General features: G+C 68.9%; 19 protein-coding genes. 9 read left to right on the forward strand and 10 right to left on the reverse strand.

The annotated features are described in order from the left end of the window. Window positions 1-29: 29 nt before the first annotated feature. Window positions 30-1,016 carry a DUF3152 domain-containing protein gene (locus EQ874_RS07380; RefSeq protein WP_242496692.1) on the reverse strand — a complete coding sequence of 329 codons (987 nt, stop codon included), beginning with the start codon at window positions 1,014-1,016 and terminating at the stop codon, window positions 30-32. A gap of 266 nt (window positions 1,017-1,282) precedes the next feature. Here EQ874_RS07380 and EQ874_RS07385 point away from each other — a divergent pair, with 266 nt between their 5' ends. After that, window positions 1,283-1,939, forward strand: coding sequence for a TetR/AcrR family transcriptional regulator (locus EQ874_RS07385; RefSeq protein WP_006550245.1), 657 nt, complete (start codon window positions 1,283-1,285; stop codon window positions 1,937-1,939). A gap of 145 nt (window positions 1,940-2,084) precedes the next feature. Here the strand turns inward: EQ874_RS07385 and EQ874_RS07390 are convergent, their stop codons facing one another. Then, on the reverse strand, window positions 2,085-2,315 hold the full coding sequence (locus EQ874_RS07390; RefSeq protein WP_006550244.1) for a DUF3107 domain-containing protein: 231 nt from the start codon (window positions 2,313-2,315) through the stop codon (window positions 2,085-2,087). A 57-nt stretch (window positions 2,316-2,372) separates the two neighbouring features. After that, window positions 2,373-3,077 carry a ferritin-like fold-containing protein gene (locus EQ874_RS07395; RefSeq protein ID WP_064065259.1) on the reverse strand — a complete coding sequence of 235 codons (705 nt, stop codon included), beginning with the start codon at window positions 3,075-3,077 and terminating at the stop codon, window positions 2,373-2,375. Window positions 3,078-3,284: 207 nt separating this feature from the next. On the opposite strand from EQ874_RS07395, the gene EQ874_RS07400 reads away from it, so the two are divergent. Together EQ874_RS07400 and EQ874_RS07405 are read left to right on the forward strand one after the other, a co-directional pair. Beyond that, on the forward strand, window positions 3,285-4,955 hold the full coding sequence (locus EQ874_RS07400) for a DEAD/DEAH box helicase (protein ID WP_129976398.1): 1,671 nt from the start codon (window positions 3,285-3,287) through the stop codon (window positions 4,953-4,955). Window positions 4,956-4,959: 4 nt separating this feature from the next. Beyond that, on the forward strand, window positions 4,960-6,171 hold the full coding sequence (locus tag EQ874_RS07405) for a PQQ-binding-like beta-propeller repeat protein (protein WP_129976399.1): 1,212 nt from the start codon (window positions 4,960-4,962) through the stop codon (window positions 6,169-6,171). Between the two features lie 40 nt (window positions 6,172-6,211). On the opposite strand, the gene EQ874_RS07410 is transcribed toward EQ874_RS07405, so the two are convergent. Further along, window positions 6,212-7,009: an AAA family ATPase gene (locus EQ874_RS07410; RefSeq protein WP_026003545.1), complete on the reverse strand. Its 798-nt coding sequence runs from the start codon at window positions 7,007-7,009 to the stop codon at window positions 6,212-6,214. Window positions 7,010-7,083: 74 nt separating this feature from the next. Here EQ874_RS07410 and EQ874_RS07415 point away from each other — a divergent pair, with 74 nt between their 5' ends. After that, window positions 7,084-7,569 carry a GNAT family N-acetyltransferase gene (locus tag EQ874_RS07415; protein WP_064065261.1) on the forward strand — a complete coding sequence of 162 codons (486 nt, stop codon included), beginning with the start codon at window positions 7,084-7,086 and terminating at the stop codon, window positions 7,567-7,569. Window positions 7,570-7,574: 5 nt separating this feature from the next. Here the strand turns inward: EQ874_RS07415 and EQ874_RS07420 are convergent, their stop codons facing one another. Continuing rightward, window positions 7,575-7,958, reverse strand: a complete 384-nt coding sequence (locus tag EQ874_RS07420) for a hypothetical protein (RefSeq protein ID WP_064065262.1) — start codon at window positions 7,956-7,958, stop codon at window positions 7,575-7,577. A gap of 86 nt (window positions 7,959-8,044) precedes the next feature. Between EQ874_RS07420 and EQ874_RS07425 the strand changes: the two genes are divergently transcribed. After that, window positions 8,045-8,995: a diacylglycerol kinase family protein gene (locus tag EQ874_RS07425; protein ID WP_129976400.1), complete on the forward strand. Its 951-nt coding sequence runs from the start codon at window positions 8,045-8,047 to the stop codon at window positions 8,993-8,995. A gap of 259 nt (window positions 8,996-9,254) precedes the next feature. After that, the gene (locus EQ874_RS07430; protein WP_006550236.1) at window positions 9,255-9,509 is read left to right on the forward strand and encodes a WhiB family transcriptional regulator; all 255 of its coding nucleotides are present in this window, start codon (window positions 9,255-9,257) and stop codon (window positions 9,507-9,509) included. A gap of 91 nt (window positions 9,510-9,600) precedes the next feature. Here the strand turns inward: EQ874_RS07430 and EQ874_RS07435 are convergent, their stop codons facing one another. The 4 genes from EQ874_RS07435 to EQ874_RS07450 form a co-directional block, all read right to left on the reverse strand. Beyond that, window positions 9,601-11,076 carry a PAS domain-containing sensor histidine kinase gene (locus EQ874_RS07435; protein ID WP_129976401.1) on the reverse strand — a complete coding sequence of 492 codons (1,476 nt, stop codon included), beginning with the start codon at window positions 11,074-11,076 and terminating at the stop codon, window positions 9,601-9,603. A 34-nt stretch (window positions 11,077-11,110) separates the two neighbouring features. Then, entirely contained in the window at window positions 11,111-11,326 is a 216-nt protein-coding gene (locus EQ874_RS07440) for a biotin/lipoyl-binding carrier protein (RefSeq protein WP_026003384.1), read from the reverse strand. 271 nt (window positions 11,327-11,597) lie between these two features. Continuing rightward, window positions 11,598-11,879: a mycothiol system anti-sigma-R factor gene (rsrA, locus tag EQ874_RS07445; RefSeq protein ID WP_016934542.1), complete on the reverse strand. Its 282-nt coding sequence runs from the start codon at window positions 11,877-11,879 to the stop codon at window positions 11,598-11,600. Continuing rightward, window positions 11,876-12,514: a sigma-70 family RNA polymerase sigma factor gene (locus EQ874_RS07450; protein ID WP_051017571.1), complete on the reverse strand. Its 639-nt coding sequence runs from the start codon at window positions 12,512-12,514 to the stop codon at window positions 11,876-11,878. Before EQ874_RS07450 ends, rsrA begins: the two co-directional genes overlap by 4 nt. 212 nt (window positions 12,515-12,726) lie before the next feature. On the opposite strand from EQ874_RS07450, the gene ybaK reads away from it, so the two are divergent. Continuing rightward, window positions 12,727-13,224 (forward strand): Cys-tRNA(Pro) deacylase, encoded by a 498-nt coding sequence (ybaK, locus tag EQ874_RS07455; protein ID WP_129976402.1) that lies wholly within the window; start codon window positions 12,727-12,729, stop codon window positions 13,222-13,224. Between the two features lie 24 nt (window positions 13,225-13,248). Here the strand turns inward: ybaK and EQ874_RS07460 are convergent, their stop codons facing one another. Then, window positions 13,249-14,007 carry an SOS response-associated peptidase gene (locus EQ874_RS07460; protein ID WP_064065321.1) on the reverse strand — a complete coding sequence of 253 codons (759 nt, stop codon included), beginning with the start codon at window positions 14,005-14,007 and terminating at the stop codon, window positions 13,249-13,251. Window positions 14,008-14,086: 79 nt separating this feature from the next. Between EQ874_RS07460 and aroA the strand changes: the two genes are divergently transcribed. Together aroA and rsgA are read left to right on the forward strand one after the other, a co-directional pair. After that, complete coding sequence (gene aroA, locus EQ874_RS07465; RefSeq protein ID WP_172506116.1) at window positions 14,087-15,373, forward strand: 3-phosphoshikimate 1-carboxyvinyltransferase; 1,287 nt, start codon at window positions 14,087-14,089, stop codon at window positions 15,371-15,373. Continuing rightward, the gene (gene rsgA / locus EQ874_RS07470; RefSeq protein ID WP_064065266.1) at window positions 15,340-16,359 is read left to right on the forward strand and encodes a ribosome small subunit-dependent GTPase A; all 1,020 of its coding nucleotides are present in this window, start codon (window positions 15,340-15,342) and stop codon (window positions 16,357-16,359) included. Before aroA ends, rsgA begins: the two co-directional genes overlap by 34 nt. Window positions 16,360-16,416: the final 57 nt, after the last annotated feature.

The raw sequence follows: 16,416 nt of genomic DNA on the forward strand, positions 1-16,416 counted from the left end.
TTGTGCCCCCGACAACTGTGCCCCGGCGGCTATGCCCGCGGGTACGGCCAGGGATTGAACCGGCACCGCAGTCCGTCGGCCGGGACGGCGCCGTCCGGGTCGAGGCGGGCGATGTCGTCGTTGGCGGTTCCGAAGGTCTGCTGCATCATGATCGGCGCCAGACCACCGTCGATGGTGCAGGCGTCGTGCTGCGCCAGGCCGATGGCGTGACCGACCTCGTGATTGACGAGGTATTGGCGGTACGACCCGATGTCTCCCTGGAAGGCGACGGCCCCGCGCACCCATCGCGCCTCGTTGAGGAACACCCGCTCCATCGAGGGGTTGAAACACGAACCCTCGAGCGGGATGTCGTAGCCGCATCCTTCGCGGATGGTCATCTGCGAGGTGAGGGAGATCCGGAAGTCCGGCTCACCGGTGTCGATCCGGCGGAAGGCCAGGGCCTCGTCGCCGATCCAGCTGCGCGGATCGGCGAGGGTCCGATCCACCATCGTCGCGAAGGCCGCGTCGCCGCCGTAGCCGGTGGTGTCGATCCCCTCCTCCACTTCCACCGTGTAGGTGAACACGCGGGTCTGTCCCGCCCCTGCCTGTCCGGTGGTGCCGGGAAGGATCCGCCACTGCCGGGCACCGGCCGCCGTGAACGGGCCACCGGCCGGCAGGGCGCCGGACTCGAGCGACTCCGGGAAGGTTCCCTCTGCCCGCGGCGCCTCGACGACGATGTCGGTGACCTCGCCCGCCACGGCCGTCTCGGCGGGCATGTTCTCGCCTCCCCCGCGCACGGCGTCCCACAGCACGACCAGGGTCACGACGGCGAGGATCGGCACGGCATAGGCACGCCAGCCGTAGGTGGCGACGAACCTGCCCACGCGGGTCTGCTTGCGGACGTCCCGTTCGGGTCGCGGTCGGCGCGGCGGCCGGTCCGGCCGTCCCACCGGGTCCCACACGGCACGCAGGGGCTGGTGCGACCGGCGACCCGCCTCGGGTCGTTCCGTTCCTCGCGACCGGGACGAACCGGGCAGCGTCGGGGAAGGATCTGTCGGCGAGGAGCCCTGCGGGCCCCTGCTCTCGCGCACTCCTCCACGCTCGATCACGGATGTCAGGATGTCATATCGAGACCATTTCGATATCCGAAGCGCCGAACCTGCGCCCCCATTCGTGCACCGGGAACGGATACTGGGCGGTAGGCCGATCCGTTCGACACGCGACTTCACCTGTAACGTGCAGAGACGAGGAGCGCCGAGGTGGTACAGGCCACGTTCGGAAGTAGTGCAGATTGGGAGTAAGCATGACCGACGTCACCGAACGAGCATCCGGCCGGGGTTCCAACGGCAAACGGGGCGCCCGGATGCCGCGTGACGAGCGTCGTGCCCAGTTGCTCGAGGCTGCCAGCGAGGTCTTCGTCACACGCGGTTACCACTCGGCCGGCATGGACGAGATCGCCGAGTGCGCCGGAGTGAGCAAGCCCGTCCTGTACCAGCACTTCCCCGGCAAGCTCGAACTGTATTGCGCCGTGCTCCAGAACTATGTGGACACCCTCATCAACGGCGTACGTCAGGCCCTGCGGTCCACCACCGACAACCGTCAGCGCGTGCGCGCCGCGGTGCAGGCCTTCTTCGATTTCGTCGACAACGACAGCCAGGGATTCCGGCTCGTCTTCGAATCCGATCTGATGGGCGAACCGCAGGTGTCGCGGCGGGTGGAGCAGGCCACCGAGGCGTGCGTCGACGCCGTCTTCGACCTCGTCAGCCACGACTCCGGTCTCGATCCGTACCGGGCCCGCATCCTCGCGGTCGGCCTGGTGGGAACGAGCCAGTTCACCGCACGCTACTGGCTCGACGCCGCACGCCCGATCCCCAAGGAGGACGCGGTCGACACCACGGTCGCTCTGGCCTGGGGCGGTCTCAAGCACGTGCCGCTGCAGCCCGAACTCCGTCGGCGCTGACGACACAGCGAACATTGTCGGCGCTGACGACACAGCGAACACTGTCGGCGTTGACGAGAGAGCGAACACCGTCGGCACTGACGGCACCGTACGAACGACGAACGGGCCGGGGCGACAAGCCCCGGCCCGTTCTCGTCGGTCGCTCTCAGTTGGCGGCGAAGCCGACCTTGCCCAGCGTGGCAGGACCGATGTCCACGTAGCTGATCTTGGCGGCCTGCACGAGAACCTTGCGGCCCTTCTCGTCGACGAGGGCGAGCACTCCGTCGTCGGCGCCGTTCAACGCGGCCCGGACAAGCTTCTCCACCTCGTCGGGCGTCTGGTCGCTGACGACGACAACTTCGCGCGGGCTGTCCGCGACGCCGATCTTGACCTCCACGGTGGACCTCCGAATCTCATGCATGAAAACCGAGCGGGTACTGCTGTCCGCCCCAGGCTAATGCAGTCCGAGCACCGACATCCGTTCGGCGTGCTCGACCTGCATACGATCGAACAGAGCCGCGATGTTCGTCAGGTCGCCGGACGCGAGAATCACCAGTTCGGCGAGTTCCTCGTTCTGGGCGAGCACGTACTGCGCCTGGGTGATGGCCTCACCGAGCAGCCGGCGTCCCCACAACATCAGACGGTCCTTCTGCAGCGGACTCCGCTCGACGACCTCGCGGACCTCCTGCACCACGAACTCCGAGTGCCCGGTCTCGGCGAGGACCTCCCGGACCACCGTGGACACCTCCGGCGCGAGCATGTCGGCGATCTCACAGTAGAAATCGGCGGCGATGCCGTCGCCCACATACGCCTTGACGAGCACCTCGAGCCAGGTCGAGGGGGTGGTCGACGCGTGGTACGCGTCGAGCGCCTTGCGATAGGGCTCCATCGCCGCGTAGATCTCCGCTCCGCGCTCGGTGAGGGCGGTATGGAGCGTCTCGAAATGGCTCATCTCCGCAGCTGCCATGCTTGCGAGCGCGACCCGGCCGCGCAGGGACGGGGAGAACCGGGCGTCCTCGGCGAGCCGGTAGAACGCCGAGATCTCGCCGTACGCGAGCACGGCGAACAACTCCGACACACCGGGATGATCGGCGGGGACTGCGGCCTCTTCCGGCGCCCGGCCGGGCTCTGCTGTGGACGGCGACTTTTCGGCTCCCATGACGACGAAGCGTAGTACTACCTCGTGGAATGCGCTGGAACCGGTACAATGGTCCGGGAAGCCCGCGCTTCGAGCCGCCGACCGTGGCCCGCGAGCTTCCCAGATAATGTGCGCGCACCCGAACTGCGGATCGCTGCCGCGCTTCGCCGAGCCCGGTTCGACACCGCTCGTGCTGAGGTGCAGGCCGGTCGCCTTTCCCCCTCGTGCGTGCGTGCCGAGACCAGGAAGGCCAGACCCCTGAGCAAGATCACCATCGACCACGAAGACGACGCGAGCGAGACGACCGTCTCCGCGCAACTCGACTCCACCCACGTACCCCCCACCTTCGGTGAGCTCGGTGTCCGCGACGAGATCGTTCGCGCCCTCGCCGAAGTCGGCATCGAACGTACCTTCGCGATCCAGGAACTCACCCTGCCGCTCGCCCTCGCCGGCGACGACCTCATCGGTCAGGCCCGCACGGGTATGGGCAAGACGTTCGGATTCGGCGTTCCCCTCCTGCACCGCATCGCCACCGAGGGATCCGGCACGACCACGCTCGACGGCACCCCCCGTGCCCTCGTGATCGTCCCGACCCGCGAACTGTGCATCCAGGTCACGAACGACCTCGTGAACGCCTCCAAGTACCTGCCCGGCAGCCGCAAGTCCGGCCTCGAGGTCCTGTCGATCTACGGCGGTCGCCCCTACGAGCAGCAGATCGACGAGCTGAAGAAGGGCGTCGACGTCGTCGTCGGCACGCCGGGTCGTCTGCTCGACCTCGCCAACCAGGGTCATCTCATCCTCGGCAAGATCGGTGTCCTCGTCATGGACGAGGCCGACGAGATGCTCGACCTCGGATTCCTGCCCGACATCGAGCGCATCCTCACGATGGTCCCCGACCGACGTCAGACGATGCTGTTCTCGGCCACGATGCCCGGCCCGATCATCACCCTCGCCCGCACGTTCCTGAACCGCCCGACGCACATCCGCGCCGAGGAGGCCGAATCGTCGGCCGTGCACGAACGCACCCAGCAGTTCGTCTACCGTGCGCACGCCCTCGACAAGGCCGAACTCGTCGCCCGCGTGCTGCAGGCCGAGGGCCGCGGCGCCACCATGGTCTTCACCCGCACCAAGCGCACGGCGCAGAAGGTCGCCGACGATCTCGTCGAGCGCGGCTTCGCATGCGGCGCGGTGCACGGCGATCTCGGTCAGATCGCGCGCGAGAAGGCACTCGACAAGTTCCGCAGCGGCAAGATCGACGTGCTCGTCGCGACGGATGTCGCCGCGCGCGGTATCGACATCGACGACGTCACCCACGTCATCAACTACCAGTGCCCCGAGGACGAGAAGACCTACGTCCACCGCATCGGCCGTACCGGTCGCGCCGGCCGTACCGGTATCGCGATCACCCTCGTCGACTGGGACGACGTGCCGCGCTGGCAGCTCATCGACAAGGCGCTCGATCTCGGCATCCCGGAGCCGATCGAGACCTATTCGAGCTCCCCGCACCTGTTCGAGGAACTGAACATCCCGACCGACGCCACCGGGCGTGTCCGCAAGGCCGCCCCCGCCGCCGCTCCCGCCGAGGACGGCGAGAAGCGCGAGCGCGCCGGCCGCGAGGCGGGATCGCGACCGAAGCGCAACCGGGTCCGCCGCCGCACCGTGCGCGGCAGGTCGGCCGACGGTTCCGCGACGGACGCCGCTCCTACCGGTGCCGACGACTCGACGGCGACCGAGGCACAGCCGGCCGCATCCGAGACGGGCGAGGGCACCGGGGCGGAGACTCCGGCCCGCCGTCGCCGTCGTCGCCGTCGCACCCGTTCGGGCGAGGGCCCCGCCGGTCGCGCAGAGCAGCAGGACACGTCGAGCGTGGAAGCAGTCTCGACGTCGTCCGCACGATAGCCACGTGCTCGCGCCCGAGCGCCGCACCCGCACCGACCTTCTCGTCGCAGCCGCACTCGTCGTCACCGCTCTGGTGGCGGCGAGTGTCGTCTGGCTGACGTCGGATGCGCGGGGCACCACGTCGACGACCTGGGACGGACCCGTCCCCACTCCCGCGACCGCACAGTCGCTCCCCCTGACCCTCGCCGAACTGTGGCGTGCTCCGAGCGCCGCGACGACCGCACCGGTGGTGGCCGGGGGCACGATCGCCACTGCCGACGGTGGTGCGGTCGTCGGCCGCGACCCGCAGTCGGGTGAGGAGCGCTGGCGGTACGACCGCGACCGGGCGTTGTGCGCGGCCACCGAGGCCTGGGGCGATGTGGTCTCCGTCTACCGCGACCCGCGGGGATGCGGTCAGGTCACCGCACTCGACGCCGGTAGCGGCGCCCGGGGCGCGCAGCGGTCGAGCGACGCCGACGATCCGATCCGGCTGGTCGACACCGGTTCACACCTGATCGCTCTCGGCGACACGCGCCTCGAGATGTGGCGTTCCGATCTGGTGCGCACCGTCGAGTACGGGCGGGTCGACGCCCCGGTGAACCCGAACGCCCAGCCCCGCTCGGGGTGCGAACTGCGCTCGGCGGATGCGGGAGCCGAGGTGCTGGCCGTCCTCGAACAGTGCGCGAACGAGCCGACCACTCGGCTCACCCTGCTCGAGCCCACCCCCGACGACAGTCAGAAACCCGAGGAACTCGCCTCGTCGGTGCTTCCGGATGCCGACCGTGACTCCCAGGCCAGGGTCGTTGCCGTGGTCGGCGACCGCACGGCGGTCTACCTGGCGCCCGACGACACCGCCGGGCCGCGCATCGAGGTCTTCGACAGCGCGGGCACCCTCGTCGACACCCACATCCTGCCGCGTCCGGCCGGAGCATCCGAGGATCCCGCACTCGAACGCGGCGGTGTACTCGTGTGGTGGACCGGCCGCGATACCGTCGCACTGTCCACCACCGATTTCGCTCCGCAATGGACCGTCGAGGACACACTCGGAACCGGCGACATCATGGCCGGTTCACTGTTGCTCCCCGTCGAGGACGCCCTGCTGGGAGTCGACTCCCGGACCGGGGAGCGCGGGCCGCGCATCGATGTCGAGCGCGGTGCAGTGTCGTCGGTGAACATCGCCGTCGCAGGGGACGTCGTCGTCGAGCAGCGCGGCGACGAACTCGTCGCGCTGCGCTGACGGCGGGGCCGTCCCGTTCGGCATCGACGGCGGGGCCGTCTCAGTCCGTAACGGTCTCGAAGGTCACGAGTTCCGCCTCACCCGACCAGTAGCGCATCAGGTTCTCGGCGAGAGCGCGGTAGGCTGCGGCCCCCTTGTTCCTCCGTCCCGCCAGCACCGTGGCACCCGACGCAGAGGCTTCCGCGAAGCGGACCGTGCGCGGCACGGGCGGCGCCAGCACCGGCAGGTCGTACCGATCGGAGACGTCGGCGAGCACGTCGCGGCTGTGCGTGGTGCGTGAGTCGTAGAGGGTCGGCAGCGCGCCGAGCAGCTCGAGATCCGGATTGGTGATCTGTTTCACCTCGTTCACCGTGCGCAGGAGCTGCCCGACTCCCCTGTGCGCGAGCGTCTCGCACTGCAGCGGAACGAGCACGGACCGCGCCGCGGTCAGCCCGTTGAGGGTGAGGACGCCCAGAGAGGGCGGGCAGTCGATGACGACGACGTCGTAATCGTCCTCCACCGACGCGAGCGCCCGCTTCAGGGTGTATTCACGCCCCGGCTTCATGAGCAGCATCGCCTCCGCGCCCGCGAGGTCGATGGTCGCCGGGAGCAGCGACATCCCTTCCGCTGTCCCGAGCAGGACGTCCTTCGTCTCGACACCGCCGACGAGCACCTCGTGCACGGATTGTTCGAGCTTGTCGGGGTTGTGTCCGAGCGAGAAGGTCAGACATCCCTGGGGATCGAGATCGACGACGAGCACCCGCCGGCCCAGCGCCGACAGTGCGGCACCCAACGACGCGACGGTGGTCGTCTTGGCGACGCCACCTTTCTGATTTGCCACTGCAAGTACCGTTGCCACGACCCCGATCCTCGCGCACTCGACGACGCGGCGCGAGGTGAATCCACGCACGAGACCACAGGAGGCAGCCCGTCGTGATCCGCAGAGCCATACCCGAGGACGTCCCCGCGATCACCGGCCTGATCTACGACCTCGCCGAATACGAGAAGGCCCGGCACGAGTGCACGGTGGTCCCCGAGCAGATCCACGAGGCCCTGTTCGGCCCGCGACCCTCCGTCTACGCGCACGTCGCCGAGGAACCGGGTGAGAACGGCGGACCAGCGCGTGTCGTCGGCGTGGCGCTGTGGTTCCGGAACTTCTCCACCTGGGACGGCGTGCACGGCATCTACCTCGAGGATCTGTTCGTCCTACCCGAGCATCGCGGCAAGGGGCACGGACGTGCGCTGCTCGCGGCACTCGCCCACGAATGCGTGGAGCACGATTACACCCGTCTGTCCTGGTCCGTACTGAATTGGAACGAGCCGTCGATCGGTTTCTACCGCTCGCTCGGAGCCGTCGCGCAGGACGAGTGGACGACCTTCCGGCTCAGCGGACCCGCGTTGCGCGCCCTCGGGAGCTGAGCGGCTCACTCGTCGGCGTCGGGCGCGTACTCGTGCGCCAGCCACCGCGAGGTGGGCGGGCTGAACAGCAGCACGAGCGTGGGCACCACCACGAGCGCCAGCACGGTGCCGATGACCGGCTGGTGCGAGTCGGTCAGCAGCGACCACACCACGGGCAGCAACAGCAACTGCGCGAGCACCGCCACGGCACGCCCCCAGCGCACACCGCGCACGAGTGCGATCCCGCCGGCCAGGACTCCGCCGAACAGAACGAACAACCACAGCGCGAAGCCGTAGCCGTTGGTCACCGACTGATCGTGCTCGCCCGAGGCGGCACGGATGATCGAGTACACCGCGAACCCCATCGCGACGAGCCCCTCGAGGACGACGAGCCAGCCGGCGGCACGCACGGTCGACGGAACGCTGCTGCGAGGTGTTTCGAGAGGCACCCGTCCAGCGTAGTGGACCCGCCGGGTACCACTTAGGCTGATGTTCCGTGCGCGCCCTTCTGATCGTGAACCCGAATGCGACGACGACCACTCCTGCCGGTCGCGACCGCCTCGCTCACGCACTGAGGGGCCGGCTCGCGTTGACCGTCGCGCACACCACCCATCGGGGGCACGCCGCCGAACTCGCGCGCTCGGCGCACGGCGACGGGATGGACGTCGTCGTCGCGCACGGGGGTGACGGCACCGTCAACGAGATCGTCAACGGTCTGCTCGGCCCGTCCCCGAATCGCTCCGCCGATCCGACGCTCCCCCGGCTCGCGGTGGTGCCGGGTGGCTCGGCGAACGTCTTCGCGCGCTCCCTGGGCCTGTCGGCCGATCCACTCGAGGCGACCGGACAGGTGCTCGAGTCGTTGCGGGAGGGCAGGAGCACCCGCATCGGTCTCGGTCACTGCGACGGGCGATGGTTCACCTTCAATGCGGGGCTCGGTCTCGATGCCCAGGTGTGCGAGGCCATCGACCTCAGCCGCGCGGAGGGCAGGAAGGTGACCACGGCGCGCTACGTGCGGCATGCGGTGACCCGGTTCTTCGCGGCGAAGCGGGACGAGCCGACGCTCACGCTCGAGCTGCCCGGATCCGATCCGATTCCGGGTGTGCACTATGCGTTCGTGTCGAACTCGAGTCCGTGGACGTATCTCGAGTCCCGTCCGGTGCACACGAATCCCGGTACGTCGTTCACCACCGGACTCGGGGTGTTTGCCATGACCACCACCCGGGTATTTCCGAGCCTGCGGGTGGTGAGGCAACTCCTGGCCGCCCGTGGCGAGCCGGCGTCCCCGTACCTGGTGCGTGCGGACGACATCGCGTGCGTCCGCGCCCGGGCGTCGCGCCCGATCGGACTCCAGGTGGACGGCGACTATCTGGGACTCCGCACCGAGGTCGAGTTCGTGGCCGTACCGTCGATCCTCGATGTCGTCGCGCCTCGTCCACAGTCCCTGTAGCGGGGCAGCGGCCGAAAGAGAAGCACGAATTCTGTGATTACCACTACCTTCTCGGCCGAAAGGGAGTAGAAAGAGGGGTCGGCGAACTCGAAACTCACACCAGCGTGAGCTTCCCCACGATCATGGTCGATTCTATTGACTCCACGCTCGTTCGTGAAAGCATTCACAAGTAACCGCGCGGAAACACTCCGTGCCGCAGGCGTGAACACGCATTGACCGATCAGCCGGTGCGCACGCACCATCGAAGGAGAGTAGAAGCATGGACTGGCGCCACAAGGCCATCTGCCGCGACGAGGATCCGGAACTGTTCTTCCCCGTGGGGAACAGCGGCCCGGCTCTCGCGCAGATCGCGGATGCCAAGCTCGTGTGCAACCGTTGCCCCGTCACCGCCGAATGCCTTTCGTGGGCACTCGAGTCCGGCCAGGATGCCGGCGTGTGGGGCGGAATGAGCGAGGACGAGCGCCGCGCTCTCAAGCGCCGCAACGCTCGCACCCGCGCTCGCACGGCGGTCTGAGCGGACTCCGACATACGTTCGAAGGCCCGGTCTCCTCACGGAGGCCGGGCCTTCGAACGTCGGGCTTACACACATCGGGACGCCGGACGCCTCAGGCGACCGGCACCTTGCCCAGCGGCAACTGCAGGCGCGCATCGGTTCCGCCGGTGTCGTTGGCCGTCAACTCCAGCGATCCGCCGAGTTCCGCGGCCACCAGCGTCCGGACGATCTGCAGACCGAGCCGGTTCGACGCCTCGAGGCTGAAGCCCTCGGGAAGACCCTTCCCTTCGTCGCGTACCACCACGTCGAGCATGCGGGCCGAACGCTGGGCGTTGACGGTGACCGTGCCGTTGACGCCCGGATCGAAGGCGTGCTCGACCGCGTTCTGGACGAGCTCGGTCAGCACCATCACCAGCGGCGTCGCGCGGTCGGCGGGGAACACACCGAGATTTCCCTCCCGCACCACCCGGATCTGACTGCCCACCGTCGACACGTCGACGACGATCGGGATCAGCTGGTCGAAGACACCGTCGAGATCGACCTCCTCGTCCACCGACATCGACAGGGCCTCGTGCACGAGGGCGATGGATGTGACGCGACGGACCGCCTCCCCGAGGGCCTGCTGGGCCTCCGTGTTACCGGTTCGGCGCGCTTGCAGACGCAGCAGAGCGGCGACCGTCTGCAGATTGTTCTTGACGCGATGGTGGATCTCCCGGATGGTCGCGTCCTTGCTCAGCAGGGCGCGGTCGCGACGCTTGACCTCCGTGACGTCGCGGACGATCACCGCGGCGCCCCGGATCTTCCCCCCCGGATTCAGGACCAGTGCACGGATCAGGACCGTGGCACCGCGTGCCTCGACCTCCATACGCTGACCGAGACGACCCTCCACGGCCCCGCGGAGGTAGTCGGTGACGTCGCGGCTCTCGAAGGGGTCGGTGACCAGCGCGCGGGTCGTCCCGACGAGATCCTGGCCGATCAGGTCGGAGTTCAGACCCATCCGGTGGTAGGCCGACAGCGCGTTGGGGCTGGCATAGACGACCCTGCCCGCCCGGTCGAGACGGATGAACCCGTCGCCTGCCCGCGGACTCGACTTGGTGTCGGAGCGCGCTTCGGGCGTGGGGAAGGTGCCCTCGCTGATCATGCGATAGAGGTCGTCGGCGCATTCGAGATAGGCCGTTTCGAGAGCGCTGGCCGACCGCCGCGACACGCGCGCGGCGTCGCGACTGAGCACCGCGACGACCCGGCCGTCCCAGCGCACGGGCACGGCCTGCCGGATGTTGATTCCGGCGCCCGGGGACGACTTGACGTCGACTATCGTGCCGGTCTCGAAAGCCTCACGCACGTAAGGATGTTCGTTGTCGGAGACGAGGGTGCCGACAGCGTCCTCCGGGATGACCGTGGACGCGGTGGTGGGCCGGCACTGCGCGACGCACACGATTCCGGACGGCGCGGCATCGACCCAGAGGAGAACGTCGGCGAACGACAGATCGGCGAGCAACTGCCACTCGCCCACGACCCGCTGCAGGTGATCGACGGCCGCGCCCGGAAGATCGGTGTACCTCGCGAGCAACGAGCTGAGTGTGGACACGGGAACCGCTTTCGTACTCAGGAGATATCCGTCGTCAGGAGATGACGGCGATGAGGTCGCCCTGCTGGATGACGTCCCCGACCGTGACGCCCACGGAGGTCACCGTGCCGGCCGTCTCGGCAAGCACCGGAATCTCCATCTTCATCGACTCGAGGATCACCAGCGTGTCGCCCTCGGCCACCACGTCACCCTCTCGCACGACGACCTCGAACACGGTCGATACCATCTCCGCGCGTACGTCTTCCGCCATCGAACACCTCGTTTCACGCTCCGGCGGCGGACCTGCCGACAGGACCACTCGACCGCACGTGAAACACTGTAATGAACGAGAAAGGAGATCCCACCATGGGTAAGCGAGGTCGCAAGAAGCGCAGCCGCAAGGGTAACGCCGCCAACCACGGCAAGCGTCCCAACGCCTGAGACGCGAACAGGGGCCGGAAAGCAGCAGCTTTCCGGCCCCTGTCACGTTCGGACCTGTCGTGTTCGGCGCCGTCCCGAACGGGAGCCCGTGCGTCGTCCCGCTACGACTCGGTGATGTCGGTTTCGGTGATCACCACGGTGCGGCGGATCTGCAACATCAGCCGCTCCCGCAGCCCCTCGGGGGCGTGTTCGCCGCCGCACTTGCGACCGAGCAGCGACTTGATCTTCTCCTCGATCCCGTAGGCCTCGAGACACGTGCCGCACTCGTCGAGGTGCCGTTGCAGCTTCTCCCGGGAACCGGCGTCGCACTCGGAGTCGAGCAGCAGATAGACGTCCGCGATCACCGCCGAGCAGTCGAGTCGATCGAAGTCGGGTTCGCTCACTGCGCTGCTCCCTTTCCGCTCTCGGCCGGATCGGTTGTTCCGGTTGCCGCGTCCACGGCCTTCCCCCGCATGAATCCACGATCGCGCGCAACGTCGGCCAGCAGGCCGCGCAGCTGCTTGCGTCCCCGGTGCAGTCTCGACATCACGGTGCCGATCGGCGTGCCCATGATCTCTGCGATCTCCTTGTAGGGGAATCCTTCGACATCGGCGTAGTAGACGGCCATGCGGAACTCCTCGGGAAGTTCCTGCAACGCCGCCTTGATGTCGTCGTCGGGAAGCGCGTCGAGCGCCTCGACCTCGGCGGACCGCAGACCTGTGGACGAATGTTCGGCCGTGGCGGCGAGTTGCCAGTCGGTGATCTCGTCGGTCGGATACTGCGCGGGCTGCCGCTGCCGCTTCCGGTACGAGTTGATGTAGGTGTTGGTGAGGATCCGGTACAGCCACGCCTTGAGGTTGGTTCCCTCCCGGAACGACCGGAAGGCGGAGAACGCCTTGATGTACGTCTCCTGCACCAGATCTTCGGCGTCGGAGGGGTTGCGGGTCATCCGCAGCGCAGCGCCGTAGAGCTGATCGAGCAGGGGAAGCGCATCCCGCTCGAACCGCTCCGTCAGTTCTTCCACAGACTCCTCGACCACACCGATCCCTTCATCGACGCCTGTCGAGAAGGCTACCGGTACGACGGCGTCCGGATCGGGGGGACGCCGGACGGCGTCCGGTCGAGGCGGGCACAGCACTGCCACGAATTCTCCGATCGTCGGGTGTCGGGTGGCCGGTGGACCCACCCGTCGGAATGCAACGCCGCACCCACTGCGCTTGTTCCCCACCTCCGGTTTTCTAGAGTGATCGGATGGCCTCGACATCCACTCCCGCGACGGTGTTGCTGAAACGCGAGAAGGTCGCTCACCGGGTCCACGAGTACGCGCACGACCCGAGGGCCGCGTCCTTCGGCGCCGAGGCCGTCGAGGAACTGGGCGAGCGCCTCGGGGTCTCCCCCGAGCAGATCTTCAAGACGCTGGTGGTGTCGTCGGCGGACGGCAAGCTCGCCGTCGCGGTGATCCCGGTACCGGCGACGCTGTCGCTCAAGGCCGTGGCAGGGGCGCTGGGCGGCGGCAAGGCCGTGATGGCCGATCACACCGCCGCCGAACGCGCGACCGGCTACGTCGTCGGCGGCATCTCACCGCTGGGGCAGCGCAGGCGTCTACGCACCGTGATCGACGTCTCCGCCGCGCAGTGGGACCGGGTGCTGTGCAGCGCGGGTCGGCGCGGGCTCGAGATCGAACTGGATCCGCACGATCTGATCCGACTGACCGGCGCGGTCGTGGCACCGATCACGGCCGGTCCGTAGGGCCCGTCCGCTCCAGCGGCGCGCCTACAACAGCACCATCTGATCGCCGGCGCCGTCGTCGGGTTGCAGCAGTTCGGGACCATTGTTGCGGATGCTGTTGACCTTCGCGGACACGCGGCGGATCTCGATCGCCGAGATCGCCTCGACGCTCGGCACGATCAGCTCCGGGTGACCGAGGCTGTCGGGGTCGAGCCACGCGTCCCATCGCTCCGGCGGGAGGATCAGCGGCATCCGCTCGTGCACGTTGCCGAGTTGCTCGACCGACTGCGCGGTGAGGATCGCCGTGCTCGACAACGGGGGCGCCTTCGGGTTCCGCGGGTCGCGCCACTCGGCCCACAGTCCGGCCATGCAGATCCGCGATCCGTCGGCCGGCGACATGAAGTACGGAACCTTGCGGGGCTTGCCGTCCGGTGCCGGCTCGACCTGCCATTCGTACCAGCCGTCCATCGGGACGAGACACCGTTTGCGGCGCAGCGACCGGGCGAAGCTCGGCTTGGTCGCGACCGATTCGGATCGAGCGTTGATCAGCGGAGCGGACCGTCCGATCTCCTCGGCGAACGGAGGCACGAGGCCCCAGCGCATGCGGCGGAGACGACGACGGACCGGGCCGTCGGGATCCTCACCGTCGTGCCTGGCGACGACGGTGAGCACCTCGCTGGTCGGCGCGACGTTGTAGTCGGGTCCCCGCTCGTCCCCGCCGGTGTCGTCGCCGGTCTCGTCGAGTGCGTCGAGTTCGACGGCGAGCATCGCCGGGTCGGCCGTGGAGACATACCTTCCGCACATGCCGTCGAGTGTGGCATCGGGGGGTGACGGAACCGACACCGGCGCACACGGGTGGGCGAGGGTGCCCGCACCGGTCCGGATGGGCGAAGATGGTCGGGTGAGTCTGTGGAGAGCACCCCGCGCCGTGTCCCCGGTTCGAGCGTCGGTGACGCTGCCGGGATCGAAGTCGATCACCAACCGTGCCCTGATCCTGGCCGCACTCGCCGACGGGCCGTCCACCGTGACCGGCGCGCTGCGCAGCCGCGACACCGATCTGATGATCGGAGCCCTGCGCACGCTCGGCACGACCGTCACCGAGCGGGACGGCGGCACCACTCTCGACGTGACCCCCGGGCCGCTACGCGGAGGCGACGTCGCGTGCGGACTGGCCGGCACGGTCATGCGATTCGTGCCGCCGCTGGCGGCGCTGGCCGACAGCGACGTGCGGTTCGACGGCGACGAACAGGCACGCGTCCGCCCGATGAGCACCGTGCTCGACGCGCTGCGCGCGCTCGGTGCCGACATCGACGGCGACCGGCTCCCCTTCACCGTGCACGGCCGCGGGGGCCTCGAGGGTGGTGCGGTGACGATCGACGCGTCGGCCTCGTCGCAGTTCGTCTCGGGTCTGCTCCTCTCGGGCGCCGCCTTCGACGAGGGAGTGGTGGTGCACCACGACGGCAAGCCGGTGCCGTCCATGCCGCACATCGAGATGACCGTCGAGATGCTCCGGGCGGCCGGAGTCCCCGTCGACACGTCCGAGGCGAACACCTGGCGGGTGCCGCCGTCGACGATCGAGGCACTCGATGTCACCGTCGAACCGGACCTGTCGAACGCCACCCCCTTCCTGGCGGCCGCGGCCGTCACCGGCGGTGTCGTCTCGGTACCGCTGTGGCCGGAGTCGACCACGCAGGCCGGTGACGCGATCCGCGGGATCCTCGAGCAGATGGGCGCGGAGGTGTCGTGGGCCGACGGGACGCTCACCGTGCGAGGCCCTCACGAGCTGACAGGCATCGACGTGGACCTGCACGACGTCGGTGAGCTCACGCCGACCGTTGCGGCCCTCGCGGCGCTCGCCACCTCGCCGTCGAACCTGCGCGGTATCGCGCATCTGCGCGGTCACGAAACCGATCGGCTCGCCGCTCTCGCCACCGAGATCGGCCGCCTCGGCGGTTCGGTCACCGAGACCGAGGACGGCCTGCACATCGAACCGGCTCCGCTGCACGGCGACGTCTGGCACTCCTACGCCGACCACCGGATGGCCACCGCCGGCGCGATCCTCGGACTCGTCGTCGACGGGATCGAGGTCGAGGACATCGGCACCACCGCCAAGACCCTGCCCGATTTCGAGGCATTGTGGGAGTCGCTGCTGACGAGGAGCGACTCCTGAGGCGGCGCGAGTACGACGAGTCCGACGTCCGGGTCCGCCCCGGGCGCGGCTCGCGGCCGCGCACGAAGGACCGCCCCGCCCACCGCAACGCGGAGGAGGGCATGGTCGTGTCCGTCGACCGGGGACGGTGGGGTGTCGCACTCGGCGGCGATCCCGAGCGGATCGTGACGGCGATGCGGGCACGCGAGCTCGGCCGGACCCCCATCGTGGTGGGCGATCGGGTGGGAGTCGTGGGTGATCTCTCCGGCCGTCCCGACACGCTCTCGCGCATCGTGCGGGTCGAGGAGCGCAGCACCGTCCTGCGACGCACCGCCGACGACACCGATCCGTTCGAGCGCATCGTCGTCGCCAACGCCGAACAGCTGCTCATCGTGGTCGCGTTGGCCGATCCCCCGCCCCGGACCGGACTCGTCGAACGCGCACTCGTGGCGGCCTACGCCGGCGGGCTCACTCCCCTGCTGGGGCTCACCAAGAGCGACCTGGCCGATCCCGACGAGTTCGCCGCGCACTTCGCGGATCTCGACATCCCGGTACTGCTGGTCGGGCAGGACGACGATCTCACCGCCCTGCACGACCGGATCGACGGTCGTCTGACCGCGCTGATCGGGCACTCCGGGGTCGGCAAGTCGACGCTGGTGAACCGGCTCGTCCCCGACGCCGACCGGGCCACCGGCGAGGTCTCCGGGGTGGGCAAGGGACGGCACACCTCCACCCAGTCGGTGGCGCTGCATCTCCCCGAAGGCGGCTGGGCGGTCGACACCCCCGGCATCCGGTCGTTCGGGCTCGCGCACATCGGCCCCGACGATGTCGTCGCGGCGTTCGCGGACCTGTCCGAGGCGGTCGAGGACTGCCCGCGCGGATGCACGCATCTCGGGCCGCCGGCCGACCCCGAATGCGCCTTCGACGCCCTGGAGGGCAAGTCGCACCGCCGGGCGACGGCCGTGCGCGAACTGCTCACGGCTCTGGCTTCCAACGACGCCTGGTGATCGAACCCGGGTGACCGAACGAACGAACCCCGGCACCTTCTCCGGGTGCCGGGGTTC

Origin of the sequence: Rhodococcus sp. Q1 (assembly GCF_004153645.1) — a bacterium.
Lineage (GTDB): Bacteria > Actinomycetota > Actinomycetes > Mycobacteriales > Mycobacteriaceae > Rhodococcus > Rhodococcus gordoniae.